Origin of the sequence: Bacillus sp. AF23 (assembly GCF_020861455.1) — a bacterium.
GTDB lineage: Bacteria > Bacillota > Bacilli > Bacillales > Bacillaceae > Bacillus > Bacillus halotolerans.
Window position 1 is genome coordinate 112253 of the sequence record NZ_JAJHVY010000030.1, and the last position, 13741, is coordinate 125993.

A 13741-nucleotide genomic window follows, 5' to 3' on the forward strand; every position below is an offset into this window, starting at 1 on the left:
GATCATATGTGATTGACACCCATTGCGCGAAGCATTGTCCGAAACTTTGCGGATGTCTCCTGGAGCTCGTCCTCTGCTTTTGATCCAGATACAACACCGGCACCTGCAAAAAGACGAAGTGAACGTTCTTCAGCCTCTGCACAGCGAATCGTAACGATCCATTCGCCATCGCCTGCATCGTCACACCAGCCTACCATGCCGGTGAAGAAACCGCGGTCAAAAGGTTCAATTTCCCGGATGGCTTCTCTTGCAAGGTCAGTCGGTGTTCCGCAGACTGCCGGCGTAGGATGAAGCGCGGCGGCTAGTTCCAGCGCGGTTACAGTCGGATCGGAAAGCTCTCCTTTAATGACACTGGACAAATGCCACATCGTCTCAGTTTGGATCAGCGAAGGCTTTTCCGGAACGTCCAGCGTCCGGCAAAAAGGCCGCAGCCCGGCAGCAACCGCATCAGCCACAACAGCATGCTCATGAAGATCCTTTGCGGAGGAAAGCAATTCATCGGCCCGGCGCTGATCCTCAACAGGATCATCACTGCGAGGTCTAGAGCCCGCTAACGGATTGGATACCACCTGAGTCCCCATTCTCGAAACGAGAAGCTCCGGACTTGCTCCGAGTAATGTCCGATGGGAAGATGAATCATCTTGGCCGGATACATCGGCTGCAAAAGTATAACCGTGTGTATTATGCCGCGCTAGATGGTGAAGCAGTTCACCCGTTTGTATCGCTTCAGTTGATGTCAGATGCAGCGATCTGGACAGGACAATTTTGCTGAGTGTGCCGTCAGCAATGCTTGCCAATCCTTGTTCTACACCTTTTTTATAGTCCTCCGGTGCAGGAACAGGCTGTATTTGATATGTATGTTCCCGCTGCTGTTCGATGTTGGCATGATTAAATTGAAGCGGTCCCGACCACCGTACCTCCTCCGGAACGACGAGCCGGGGCGATTTCAAATGATCAAATGGAACAGCTCCCACAACAACCGGACGGCTTTGCCCTGATTGCTTCGCTTTGTTAAGCGCCTCAGCAATGCGGCCGGGTAAGGTTTCTAATTGGTTTTGGCCGTCTGCATCCGGCACGGTTTCACTTATTCCTTTTCCAAGCAGCACACGGTGAGGGGAAGCCAGGAAAAAAGTGCCCGGCTGATAATCATGAAGCAAATGCTCCGCCTTTGTTTCAGATATAACGTTTTGTTCCAACATCTTCATAAACCTCCTTTGAGTTAAGTTATACGCCTAAGGTCGCGCCGCCATCTACACATAAATTGTGCATCGTAATATGGCCTGCCTGCTCAGAAACCAAAAAGAGCACGGCATCCGCAATATCCGAAGGCTGGGCCAGTTTTTTGAGCGGAATTCCCGTTTTAAATGTATCAAGCGATCCTTTGATAACTTGCTCTGCTCCATTTTCATCAGCCCATAAGGACCACTGCATGTCTGTTTCCGTTGACCCGGGAGAAACAATATTGCAGCGAATGTTGTATTCTGCAAGCTCAAGGCCAAGGCACTTTGTAAACATCACGGCCGCTGCCTTTGATGAGGCGTATGCCGCCATAGACGTCCTTGGCACACCGGCTGCATTTGATCCTACTGTTACAATCGAACCGGATCTGCGGTTCATCATATATTTGCTGACTGAGCGCGACGCGTTAAAAACACCAGTCGAATTCACTGAGAAAGTGGCCTCCCATTCCTCATCACTGAGAGAATGAATCAGCCCTGGCCGAAGCACACCCGCTACGTTCACCAATATGTCAATTGGGCCCATGTCACGTTCGATTTGAGCCGTGATATCGTCAATCGCCGCACTGTCTCTCACATCCGCCGGAAAGGCTTCGGCATGACACCCCTCAGCTTTGAGGCTGTTCACGACTTTTTCAAGCTTTTCTGGATTGTAATCAACCGCAGCAATGTGCGCCCCCTGACCGGCAAGCGTCCGCGCAACAGCTTCACCTATTCCTTGGGCGGCCCCTGTAATCAATGCGATCTTGCCTTCTATACCTCTTACATTCATTTCATCATTTCCTTTCTTCGCTTGTAACGCCAAAAATGACATTTTGCGAAAAAGACTGCTTCACCTTACCATTAATCGTAACCTATTGATAATGATTATCATTATCAATTATAAAAATAATCATATCCTTATGTCATTCGACAGTCAAATATAATTTTTGTGACAAATATGGGAGCTGAGACAATTCTCAGCTCATTGAAATGTGCGGACCGTCAGGGTGAAGCGCGAAACGCAATGCCCTGCTGACCAAAACAGGAAGAACCGAAATATGTCCTTCTCCTGAAAACTCACAAAATTCTGTCCGTACGCCTTGTTCAGCCAAAGCAGACAGCCGCTCGTAAAGCTCCTTCGCGTTATCGTTCATTCGGCATTTATGATGCTTTTCCAATTCTCCTGCCGCAAGCAGAAGATTGACAGGCTGACCGTTTTTCTTTAAACAGGAAGCGAAACGCTCAGTTTCCTTTTCAATAAATGGTTTATTCCAATGAATGGACGGACTGCCCGCGATATACGTTTGGAATGCATCCGGTTTCGTTAAGAGCACCTGCAAAACGAAGAGCCCGCCAAGAGAGTGGCCAAAAACCGTTTGTCTGTTTCTGTCAATCTCATAATCTTGTTCAATCTTCGGTTTGAGATCCTCTTCAATAAACCTTAAAAAGTCCCCCGCTCCGCCATGCTCCGGCCATTCTTTGCCGTCAGGCCTTACCGGCAGCTCCGAGTAAGACGTAGGCATTGTAAAATCCCGGTGGCGCGCAGAAGAAAACGGTTCTGTTGTGTCATAGCCAATACCGACAATCACAGCGGGAATCACCCCTGTTTTCTCAGGACGGCGCCCCTGCACTCGAACAGCTTCCGACATTGTACCGAAGATCGAATTGGCATCGAGCAGATAAATAACCGGATAACCAGAAGGCGGCGGCTCTGTGCTCGGTTTTGAGATAAAGATCTGATAGCCGCGGCTGCCATTGCGTGAAGACATTTTACGCACTTCCGTTCCCGGAATGGTAAATGCGTTGTAGGTCCCGCCTTTAGCCCCATCTGTTTTTTTCATGCAGTACGACATTCCTCTCCTTAAAACTGGCTGCATTTATGATAATGATTTTCACTATCAACTAGACAACTCAAATAATAGGTTTTCTGGCAAACAAAGTCAACTTTTTCCTTAATAAAAAAGGCACCTTCTCTAAATAAGGTACCTGATGACTAGCAATATGGAAATAAAATCCTGTAAAAGATGCTGATTATCCTACGTTTACTAGAACCTTAATCCCATGTAAATCTCTGATTCCGCCAAGGGTCGCCTCTCATATGATAGCCGTTCTGCTCCCAAAAACCGGGATGATTTTCTTTCGTAAATTGGATGCCGCGCAGCCACTTAGCGCTTTTCCAAAAATACAAATGAGGAAACACCCCTCGCAGCGGGAAGCCGTGTTCAGGCGTTAAAGGTTCGCCGTTATGCGCATAAGCGAGCAGTGATGTTTCAGCCAAAAAGTCATCGAGCGGCAGATTTGTCGTCCAGCCCTCTTCCGCGTGTAAAATGACATAGCCCGCCTCTTCTTTTACCCCGGCTTTCTCCGCAATATCCCTTGTCCTTACCCCCTGCCAAACGTTATCAAGCCGCGACCAGCCTGTCACGCAATGAATGTCATTTTCTGATTCGCACTGAGGAAAGGCTTTTATATCTTCAAAGCTTAAAAGCATCGGGTGATCAACCAATCCGTATACTTGCAGATTCCACTTCGTCATATCCTCATAATACGGAACGTTCCCCGTATGAAGCACAGGAAACGAAGTCGTCACATTTTGATTGGGCGGCACTCTTCCTGACTGATCTGCCTGTTTTATTTTTCCGAAATACATGCAAATCCTCCTTTTGTTAACCTAAATTATATTTATGTTGACAATCATTCAGATCTTTATTACTCTATGATTGTGTATGTAAACCTAAGGGGGAACAACGATGAAACAACCTAAACTTCGTGCGGGTGATATGGCGCTGATCGGCATGTTCGCCGCACTTATGGCTGTCGGCGCCAACATTACATCAGTCGCGCCCTTTTTGCAAGTTGCCGGCATTCCGCTGTCGATGCAGCCGTTTTTCTGCCTCTTGGCGGCTTTGCTTCTCGGCAGCAAACGCGCTGCTATCGCGATGCTTGTATATGCGCTTGTCGGATTGGCCGGGGCACCAGTGTTCGCTCAGTTTTCCGCGGGCTTCGCACCATTTGCAGGTAAAAGCGGCGGCTTCATTATCTCATACATTCCTGCAGCATTCGCAGCTGGATGGTTATTAGAACGCAAAATCCACCCAAGTAAAATCCGTTTTCTGATTGCTTCTCTTATCGGAACGGCCATTATGTATATCATTGGCACCACCTATATGTATCTTGCGCTGAAGCTGTGGATTCATACACCGGTGAGCTACGGCACGGTTTGGGGCTTTATGACTTGGTTTATGGTAAAAGACACGGCGCTGGCTGTGCTGCTGACGTTTATCGCACCTGCGATCTACCGCTCTATTCATAAAGCAACCGGCTTTAACAGACATCAAATATCGTCCACTTAAAAACCGTTTCGATGGACGTTTTTTTGAAATGATAAACGAAAAAAGGCTCTCCCGTTAAGGAGAGCCTTTTTTCTATAAGACAAGCGCCGCAATCCAGCCAAAAATAACAAGCGGAATGTTATAAAAGATAAATGTCGGCACACAAGTGTCCCAAATATGGTGATGCTGTCCGTCCGCACTCAGACCCGAAGTCGGCCCAAGTGTACTGTCGCTGGCAGGTGAACCGGCGTCGCCAAGCGCGGCAGCCGCTCCGATAATCGCAATCGTTGCCATCGGGCTGAATCCGAGCTGCATACATAGAGGCACAAAGATCGTTGTGATCACCGGAATCGTTGCAAAAGATGAGCCGATTCCCATTGTAATCAGCAAGCCGACAATCAGCATCAGCAATGCACCCAGTGACTGACTGTGCCCGATAATACCAGCTGATGTTTTGACCAATGACTCGACATCTCCGGTTTTTGTCAATACATTTGAGAATCCGGCTGCAACAAGCATAACAAATCCGATAAAGGCCATTAATACCATACCGTCAGTAATCAATGAATCCGCTTCGTCACGTTTCATTACGCCGCTGACAAACAGAATAATCAGGCCGGCCAGCGCCCCCATAATCATCCCTTCTACTCCCAAGGTCTGCGATAAATAAAGCTGGACGCCGAGTGACACTACAATGGCGAGAACCGCGATTCCCAGGCTTTTTTTTGTATATGGAGATGCTTTTACACCTGAGATTTCTTTTGTTTCATACACTTTTGGTTTACGAAAAACGATTACTGATAAAATCAAACCGACAACCATGCCTGCAACCGGTATGATCAGCGCGTACGGAATATCGCCAAGCGGAACGTTTAAACCCGCATCGGCCATGTTGTCCTTCAGCATGCCTTGGAAAATCTGGCCGAAGCCGACAGGCAGCAAAATATAAGGAGCCGTTAAGCCGAACGTAATCACACACGCAATCAGCCTGCGGTCCATTTCAAGCTCATTAAAAATGTTCAAAAGCGGCGGTATCAGCACAGGAATAAATGCGATGTGAACCGGTACCACGTTTTGTGAAAAACAAGCTACGATTAAAATAATCAGTACGATAAGCACTTTAGACAGTGCCTTTTTTCGAGTATCTTCTTTATTTCCAATTAATTTTACAGAAGCTTCCACCATAGCATCCGGAAGACCTGTTTTCGTTAAAGCCGCAGCAAACGCACCAAGCATAGCGTAGCTGACTGCAACGGTGGCATTTCCGCCGAGCCCTTCTGTAAAGGCTTTAACCGTTTCACCCAGGCCGAGTCCTCCTGTTAAGCCGCCGGCCAAAGCACCTATGATTAAAGCAATAACTATATTGACACGCAGAAGGCTTAAGACAAGCATAAGCAGCACTGCGATTACGACTGCATTCATGATACCCCTCCAAAAACCCTTTAGTTTGCTAATGTAGTAGATAAATAAAGCACGAACGTATCGTATCATATTCATGATACTTTAGTCAACTAAAGATTTTGGAGAAAAAAAACCCTGCCGCGAAATCGCAGCAGGGCTATATTTATTATGCTTTTGCGTCTTCTTCCGCTGTGAATCTTTCTGCCAGAGTAGCCAGTGTTCTTGCCATGACGCCGGTTGCACCGGACGGGCCGAAGCAGCTTGCTTTACTTGAAGTTGCTGTGCCTGCAATATCAAGATGGACCCAAGGAGTCGTTTCAGCAAACTCACCAAGAAACGTTCCTGCCATAATGGCATGGCCTTCCCGTCCCGGTGAATTGTTTAAATCCGCCATTTGGCTGTTTTTCACACGTTTTTTATCCTTTTCTGTAATCGGCAGCTGCCAGATGGCCTCACCGCACTCTTCCGCAGCTTCAGCCACCCGCTGATAAAAGCTCTCGTTATTTGTCATGGCGCCGGTTGTTTCTGTGCCCAATGCCACAACAACACCGCCGGTGAGCGTTGCCACATCAACAAGAACAGACGCGCCATGCTGTTTCGCATATGTAAGGCCGTCTGCAAGCACAAGCCTTCCTTCTGCATCCGTGTTAAGGATTTCAATCGTTTTTCCGCTTAATGACACGATGACATCGTCAGGCTTCATCGCCCCGCCTGAAATCATGTTGTCGGTTGACGGAATGACAGCCAGCACATTTTGCTCCGGACGAAGCTCGCCGATCGTTTCCATTGTGCCAAGGACCGCTGCCGCTCCTCCCATATCGGATTTCATGCCGACAATTCCTGTTTTCGTTTTAATAGAGTAACCGCCTGTGTCAAAGGTAATTCCTTTTCCGACAAGTCCGATAACGTTTTCCCATTCCTTTTTGCCCTGATACTTCAAGACAATCATTTTGGGCGGTTCGGCAGAGCCCTGGTTTACCGCAAGGATTCCGCCCATACCGAGCTCTTCCATATCCGATTTCTCCAATATTTCACACTCAAAATCATACTTCGCCGCAAGCTCGGACGCATAAGAAGCCAAGTCAGTTGCTGTCAGCATATTTCCCGGCATATTAACAAGCGTTCTCGCCGAATTTGTGCCCTGTCCGTATGCCCGGCCGACAAGAAGACCGGCCTGCACTTCTTGTGTATCTTCATCTGTGACGGCATAGATGGATTCAAGCTGTTTATCCGGCTCATTAGATTTGTGCTTATAATCCTGCACCTCATAAGAAGCAAGCAGGCAGCTCTCAGCTAATGCGTGAGCGGCATCCGCTGCGGGAACTTCTTCACAAATAAATGTGTCAAGCAGTACGGCAGCCTCTTGTTTTCTGTCTTTATGAATGGCGTGAAAAACATGGGCAAAGCTTTCCTTCGCCTCTTCAAATGAATAATTCGCCTCTCTTCCCAAACCGACGAAATAAATACGTTTCATACCAGCGGAGGACGGAGGGAATACTTTTGATACTTGATTCCGTTTGGCAGAGACATCACCGTCTTTCAGAAGCTGAGTCAGATGGCCTTCCAGTTTTCCATCAATTTCCTTTGCTTTGCCTGTCAGCTGGCTTTTTTGAAAAAGTCCGACCACCAGGGTTTCAGTATGCTCTAATTGTTGAACCGCATAAAACATAAGGCTTACACTCCTAACGTAATGGGTATTTGTAATGAACAATGGTATAATAGGAAAAACATTCTTTCCTTACATTTATTTTATCAAACAACAGACAAAGACCTGCTTTTTTCTTTTGTAACACGAAAGATTTTCATATAGAAAGGATGTCGCCTATGGAACTTTTTATGAATTTTCCTTTATTATCAAGCCTTGCTGCCATCATCTTTGCACAAGTCATTAAAGTGCCGATACAATTTATCGTATCCAGAAAACTGGACTGGTCGCTGGTGACAAGCACAGGCGGCATGCCGAGTTCCCACTCCGCAGCTGTTACGGCGCTCTCTACCGGCGTAGCTTTAGAGCATGGATTAGGTTCCTCTCTCTTTGCGGTTTCAGCCATTTTCGCCGTCATTACCATGTTTGACGCAACCGGCGTCAGACGTCATGCCGGCGAGCAGGCAACAGTCATTAATAAACTTGTGATTGATTTTAACCGTTTTGTGAATGAAGCAAAAGATTTCCCGAAAGCCGAAGAGAAAGAAAAACAAAAAAAGCTGAAAGAGCTTCTCGGCCATCAGCCAATCGAGGTCTTTTTTGGCGGATTGACAGGAATTTTATTAACACTGGCACTGGCATACTTTTTTCTGTAAAAAAAATAACGCTCCAGCCGCAGCTGGAGCGTTTTATTCTTTCACTGTTTTGTATTGATTTCTGAACACCTGCAATGATTTTGTTTCATTAAGCTTTACCAGTTCATCCTCAGTGACTTTTCCGGTCCCCTTCTTAATCACATACACGTCCAGGGTTTTTTTGCCCCATTCATTGTAGACATCATGAACGGTTTCAAAATACAAATCAATGCGGTTTCCCTTGATGGCCGATCCGGTGTCCGCAACGACACCCAAACCGTAGTTCGGGATAAATAAAATGGTGCCGATCGGAAAAACGGATGGATCGGCGGCAACCGTAGAGTATAAATCTCTTTTCACTTTAACACCTGAATATGTAAGCCCGTATAATGGATCACCAGGTTTTTTACCCGTCGATTCGACTCCCGCTGTATAGCCTGTAGCCGTTACTTTTTGCGCCGGATATTGGTTCCAGTCAAAGGCTTCTTCCAATGGTTTGTCTTTTGCTTTGGCTGCAGCGGACATCGTTTTTTCGTTTTTCTGCTGCAATGCTTTTAATGTCAGTCCTGTATTCTTCGAGTGCTTCTCATTATTTTCTTGTACCCATTTTGATAAGTCCTTCGCCTCTACTCCTGATATCGCTAAATATGTCGTGGCAAACGCGAGCAGAAATAAACAGGCCATCAGCAAACGTCTGATCATTTTCAACATTATTCACCTCTCCTCCGAATCATTGTTCCCATATAGCGGGAGCAATATTCAAAACGGTGAATGCGCTGAAGGCACAAAAAAAAGCTTTCTTTAGAAAGAAAGCGGCATTAAAACATCTGATATCCTCTTTTTCTGAGCATGTTGATCGCTATGCCTGAGACAATGGCGCCGGCCAGACCGCTGGCTAAAATCAATACATCTGCAGCAGCTAACGATACGACTCTCTGAAACAGGCTGGCAAAGGATTCGCCTGGCGATTGGATATAGCTGATCAGCTTTTCCTTGCTGATTATAAAAAGGCATACAATCGGATAAATCACAGCCATAATCCAAGACATTCTCAGCAGCATGTTTAATAAGAAACCGATTCCAAAAAACAAAACAAAAAATAAAACAATTGAGATGATAACGACTGGCAGACTAATCAAAACCCCACCCCCTGCGTTACTTTTAGTGTACCGCGGGGGCTTTTAAAAAGTCAACGGCTGGAAAATGAATGACTGTCTTTACCTGTCCCCTGACATGACGGACAAGTTTCTGAACCGCCGAGGATTAATTGAAAATACCCTTTCCCTGAGCAAAACGGGCATGCCTGTGAAGCGGTTGTCGTTGCGGTTTTCATCTTAGCATCACCTTTTTCTTAATTTTCAGATAATAATACCATACCAAGGTGTCAATGATAAAGTCAGATCATGTGACATATCTTTTGATGTAAGCGGAAACATTTTTAGTTTCCTCTTGTTCTCTTTTTATTTTGGCGTTTTTTAATAAAACAAAACCCGCGGAGAGCGGGTTTTTAGAAAAACTTAAACTTGCCTTTTTTCAGTGTGAGTCCAAGTCCGCCGATTAAAAACAGCGAACGGTTATCGATGACTTTTTTCATAAAAGAAGCCGGCGTGCCTTTCAGTTTTCTTCCGTACACGACTCCGACCGCATTATGCTCGCCAAGAGAAGCCACCGTTCCTTTTATATCAGGTTTGAATTCTTCAAGCTCGCCGCCCTTAATGAGTTTTGCAATGTTTTTAGCGACCGTAGTCCCCTGCTGCATCGCGATTTGGGCGGTCGGCGGATAAGGACGGTCAGTGTCTTCATTGATAAACAGCGAGCTGTCGCCGAGAATAAAGACGCTGTCATGTCCGGGCGCGCGAAGATCAGGATTGACTTTCACCCGGCCGCGCATATTTTCAAAGCCGGCTTCTTCCACAATCGGATGTCCGCGGACACCTGCCGCCCACACCACTGTTTGCGATTTGATTTGCTCGGGCTCCTCATCTTTTTTGCCGACTGTGACTCCTTCTGCGGTACACTCTTGAACCGCCGTTCCGATTTTAAACTCAACGCCATTCTCCTCAAGATAGTGAACAGCATAATCGACAAGCTCGGGATCAAAGCCCGGCAATACGGTCGGCGCTGCTTCTACGCAGATAATGCGTACAAGGCTTCTGTCAACGTCATATTCCTTGCAGAGCTCCGGCACACGGGCAGCCAGTTCGCCAAGAAATTCAATACCCGTAAACCCGGCTCCCCCGACAACGATTGTTAACCTGTCCGGCCTTTTTTCAGCTTCAATGTTGTAAGTCGCAAATTGCAGCTCAATATGTTCCCGAAGCACACGGGATGTATTGATATTGGCGATCGGAAACGCAAATTCTTTTAAACCTTTAATGCCGAACGTTTCAGGTACCGCTCCGAGGCCGATAACTAAATAATCGTACTGCAGTTCTCCATTGGCAAGCACAACTTTCTTCTCTTCTATTTTGATTGCCTTCACGGTATCCTGTACAAAATTGACACGTGACTGGTTGATTACATCTTTTATCTGATAACGGCAGCGGTCATGATGGAGCGTACCGGCGCTCGCTTCGTGCATCCATGTCGTTTCGTAATGATAATTGTGTTTATTCACAAGCGTAATATCAGCATCATTCGGACCGACATGCTTCGTCAGCCTTGTCACTGTCATCAATCCGCCATAACCTGCACCTAAAATCACGATTTTGGGCTTATTCAATGCCATCACATCCACCTTCTCTTTTTTTTGCTGTTAGACGCATATAAAAATCATCATTTGTGTTATCTTCAGCTTATTGGCAGGATTTTATGAAATATATTGAAAAGTTTTTTGTGAAGTCCACACCCATAGCACTACTATCATGTGTATCCGGCTGGTTCATGAAACATTCAGAAAAAAGATGAATTCATGTTTTTCTTATCGTATCGGCCCCCAGGCATATGATCAAGAATGAATGCGCATACAATACACTCGCAAATTTTTCTGCTGACTCGTCAATTTTAAGAGCAATATGGTATAATTAATAACAATTTTCATTTAGGAGGCAATTTTCGTATGCGAGAGGATACAAAGGTTTATGATATTACAATTATAGGCGGGGGACCGGTCGGCTTATTCACCGCTTTTTACGGAGGCATGAGACAGGCAAGCGTCAAAATTATCGAAAGCCTGCCTCAGCTTGGCGGACAGCTTAGTGCCCTGTACCCTGAGAAATATATATATGACGTAGCAGGATTCCCGAAAATCCGCGCCCAAGAGCTAGTGAACAACTTAAAAGAGCAAATGGCGAAATTCGACCAAACCATTTGTTTGGAGCAAGCGGTTGAATCTGTTGAAAAACAAGCAGACGGCGTGTTTAAGCTTGTGACAAACGAAGAAACCCATTACTCTAAAACGGTCATCATCACTGCAGGAAACGGCGCATTCAAACCAAGAAAGCTCGAGCTTGAAACAGCTGAACAATACGAAGGCAAAAACCTTCACTACTTCGTTGATGATTTACAAAAATTCGCCGGCAGACGCGTTGCGATTCTGGGCGGAGGAGATTCAGCGGTTGACTGGGCGCTTATGCTTGAGCCAATCGCAAAAGAAGTTTCCATCGTTCACCGCCGCGATAAATTCCGCGCGCATGAGCACAGTGTGGAAAACCTTCACGCATCTAAAGTGAATGTCCTGACTCCATTTGTTCCGACAGAGCTCATCGGAGAAGACAAAATCGAGCAGCTTGTGCTTGAGGAAGTGAAAGGCGAGCGCAAAGAGATTTTAGAAATCGATGACTTAATTGTCAACTACGGCTTCGTCTCATCTCTTGGACCGATTAAAAACTGGGGACTTGAAATTGAGAAAAATTCCATTGTCGTCAAATCAACGATGGAAACAAATATCGAAGGCTTCTTCGCAGCAGGTGACATTTGCACATACGAAGGAAAAGTCAACCTGATCGCAAGCGGCTTCGGCGAAGCACCGACAGCTGTTAACAACGCGAAAGCTTATATGGACCCGAAAGCTCGCGTACAGCCTCTGCACTCTACAAGTCTTTTTGAAAATAAATAATAAAAAAAGGAGTTTGTGTCAAGATGACACAGCTCCTTTTTTATTTGAAGATATTTATATAATTCATCGCAGTTCCGATAACCAGCGCAATCACAAGGGCTGCTACAACCCAGATCGTGGTCATGATAATGCGGTCTTGGATCTTTTGGGACTTCGGTGTTTGTTCTTCGTTTTGAGTCATCTCCACTCGCTCCTTTCCATGTCCATGTCATAAAGAAAGCCTGGTGCTGAAGGACCAAGCTGTGCTGAACTTATATATTAGCGTCTTATCATCCGCTCTATGAGACCATTCGTTAAGACTATGATACCCAAACTCATCCTGAATGACAAGCTTCCGCACCTGAATCACATCCATCATCAGATAAATCGTTTGACATCCTCTCCAAAACAGAGTACATTATACAAGGCGAACATTTGGTATATATTCATCATAAATATTCGTATTTAGGAGTGGATTCTATGGAAAACGTGTTTGATTACGAAGATATTCAGCTAATTCCTGCAAAATGCATTGTGAACAGCCGTTCTGAATGTGATACATCCGTGCGTTTAGGCGGACGTACATTTAAATTGCCCGTCGTTCCTGCCAATATGCAGACGATTATAGATGAGAAACTTGCGGTTTCATTAGCCGAAAACGGCTACTTTTATGTGATGCACCGCTTTGAACCTGAAAAACGGATTGACTTTATAAAGGACATGAACGCACGCGGCCTATTCTCTTCTATCAGCGTTGGGGTCAAAGATGAGGAGTATGCATTTGTCCGTCACCTGGCAGAAGAAAATCTGGTCCCTGAATACGTGACCATCGACATCGCTCACGGACATTCCAATGCCGTCATTGAGATGATTCAGTACCTCAAAAAGCATCTTCCGGACAGCTTTGTCATCGCGGGAAATGTCGGAACACCGGAAGCTGTCAGAGAGCTCGAAAATGCCGGAGCGGATGCAACAAAAGTCGGCATCGGACCGGGAAAAGTATGTATAACGAAAATTAAAACCGGTTTCGGAACAGGCGGATGGCAATTAGCCGCGCTGCGCTGGTGCGCAAAAGCCGCCAGCAAACCGATTATCGCGGATGGCGGAATCCGCACCCATGGCGACATCGCAAAATCAATCCGATTCGGCGCCACCATGGTCATGATCGGTTCACTATTTGCCGGACACGAGGAATCACCGGGACAAACCATTGAAAAAGACGGAAAGCTCTACAAAGAATACTTTGGCTCAGCCTCTGAATATCAAAAAGGCGAAAAGAAAAATGTCGAAGGCAAAAAAATGCACGTAGAGCATAAAGGCGCAATCATGGATACGCTGACTGAAATGGAACAGGATCTTCAATCTTCTATTTCTTATGCTGGCGGAACTAAGCTGGAGGCTATCCGCAATGTGGATTATGTCATCGTGAAGAATTCGATTTTTAATGGAGATAAGTATTAAAATAAAAAAAG

15 protein-coding genes are annotated in these 13741 nt (G+C 46.0%); 4 read left to right on the forward strand and 11 right to left on the reverse strand.

The genetic code is table 11. The features are described from left to right. Positions 1-2: 2 nt before the first annotated feature. From dhbC to LNN34_RS16350, 4 genes are all read right to left on the reverse strand, one after another. The gene (gene dhbC, locus LNN34_RS16335; protein WP_044158972.1) at positions 3-1199 is read right to left on the reverse strand and encodes an isochorismate synthase DhbC; all 1197 of its coding nucleotides are present in this window, start codon (positions 1197-1199) and stop codon (positions 3-5) included. A 25-nt stretch (positions 1200-1224) separates the two neighbouring features. Continuing rightward, positions 1225-2010 (reverse strand): 2,3-dihydro-2,3-dihydroxybenzoate dehydrogenase, encoded by a 786-nt coding sequence (locus tag LNN34_RS16340; protein ID WP_059292706.1) that lies wholly within the window; start codon positions 2008-2010, stop codon positions 1225-1227. A 187-nt stretch (positions 2011-2197) separates the two neighbouring features. Further along, entirely contained in the window at positions 2198-3061 is an 864-nt protein-coding gene (gene besA, locus LNN34_RS16345; protein ID WP_044158973.1) for a ferri-bacillibactin esterase BesA, read from the reverse strand. Positions 3062-3273: 212 nt separating this feature from the next. Next, complete coding sequence (locus LNN34_RS16350; protein ID WP_024122709.1) at positions 3274-3870, reverse strand: sulfite oxidase-like oxidoreductase; 597 nt, start codon at positions 3868-3870, stop codon at positions 3274-3276. Positions 3871-3970: 100 nt separating this feature from the next. Between LNN34_RS16350 and LNN34_RS16355 the strand changes: the two genes are divergently transcribed. Next, complete coding sequence (locus LNN34_RS16355; protein ID WP_101864124.1) at positions 3971-4573, forward strand: biotin transporter BioY; 603 nt, start codon at positions 3971-3973, stop codon at positions 4571-4573. A 72-nt stretch (positions 4574-4645) separates the two neighbouring features. Here LNN34_RS16355 and LNN34_RS16360 read toward each other — a convergent pair whose 3' ends face one another. Continuing rightward, positions 4646-5974, reverse strand: coding sequence for a Na+/H+ antiporter family protein (locus tag LNN34_RS16360; RefSeq protein WP_229043823.1), 1329 nt, complete (start codon positions 5972-5974; stop codon positions 4646-4648). A 145-nt stretch (positions 5975-6119) separates the two neighbouring features. After that, a complete protein-coding gene (locus LNN34_RS16365) occupies positions 6120-7622 on the reverse strand; it encodes a leucyl aminopeptidase (RefSeq protein ID WP_229043825.1) in 1503 nt (500 codons plus the stop codon). 155 nt (positions 7623-7777) lie between these two features. On the opposite strand from LNN34_RS16365, the gene LNN34_RS16370 reads away from it, so the two are divergent. After that, entirely contained in the window at positions 7778-8254 is a 477-nt protein-coding gene (locus LNN34_RS16370; protein WP_044158979.1) for a divergent PAP2 family protein, read from the forward strand. Positions 8255-8287: 33 nt separating this feature from the next. On the opposite strand, the gene LNN34_RS16375 is transcribed toward LNN34_RS16370, so the two are convergent. The 4 genes from LNN34_RS16375 to LNN34_RS16390 all read right to left on the reverse strand — a co-directional run bounded on the left by LNN34_RS16375 (position 8288) and on the right by LNN34_RS16390 (position 10961). Further along, positions 8288-8947: a 3D domain-containing protein gene (locus tag LNN34_RS16375; protein WP_081638361.1), complete on the reverse strand. Its 660-nt coding sequence runs from the start codon at positions 8945-8947 to the stop codon at positions 8288-8290. Between the two features lie 104 nt (positions 8948-9051). Next, complete coding sequence (locus tag LNN34_RS16380) at positions 9052-9372, reverse strand: YuiB family protein (protein ID WP_044158980.1); 321 nt, start codon at positions 9370-9372, stop codon at positions 9052-9054. 50 nt (positions 9373-9422) lie between these two features. After that, entirely contained in the window at positions 9423-9566 is a 144-nt protein-coding gene (locus tag LNN34_RS16385; RefSeq protein WP_024122716.1) for a YuiA family protein, read from the reverse strand. 174 nt (positions 9567-9740) lie between these two features. Continuing rightward, entirely contained in the window at positions 9741-10961 is a 1221-nt protein-coding gene (locus LNN34_RS16390) for an NAD(P)/FAD-dependent oxidoreductase (RefSeq protein WP_044158981.1), read from the reverse strand. 330 nt (positions 10962-11291) lie between these two features. Between LNN34_RS16390 and yumC the strand changes: the two genes are divergently transcribed. Beyond that, a complete protein-coding gene (gene yumC / locus LNN34_RS16395; protein WP_024122718.1) occupies positions 11292-12290 on the forward strand; it encodes a ferredoxin--NADP reductase 2 in 999 nt (332 codons plus the stop codon). A gap of 40 nt (positions 12291-12330) precedes the next feature. On the opposite strand, the gene LNN34_RS16400 is transcribed toward yumC, so the two are convergent. Further along, positions 12331-12471: a hypothetical protein gene (locus LNN34_RS16400; protein WP_044158982.1), complete on the reverse strand. Its 141-nt coding sequence runs from the start codon at positions 12469-12471 to the stop codon at positions 12331-12333. A gap of 278 nt (positions 12472-12749) precedes the next feature. Here LNN34_RS16400 and guaC point away from each other — a divergent pair, with 278 nt between their 5' ends. Then, a complete protein-coding gene (gene guaC, locus LNN34_RS16405; RefSeq protein ID WP_069486973.1) occupies positions 12750-13730 on the forward strand; it encodes a GMP reductase in 981 nt (326 codons plus the stop codon). Positions 13731-13741: the final 11 nt, after the last annotated feature.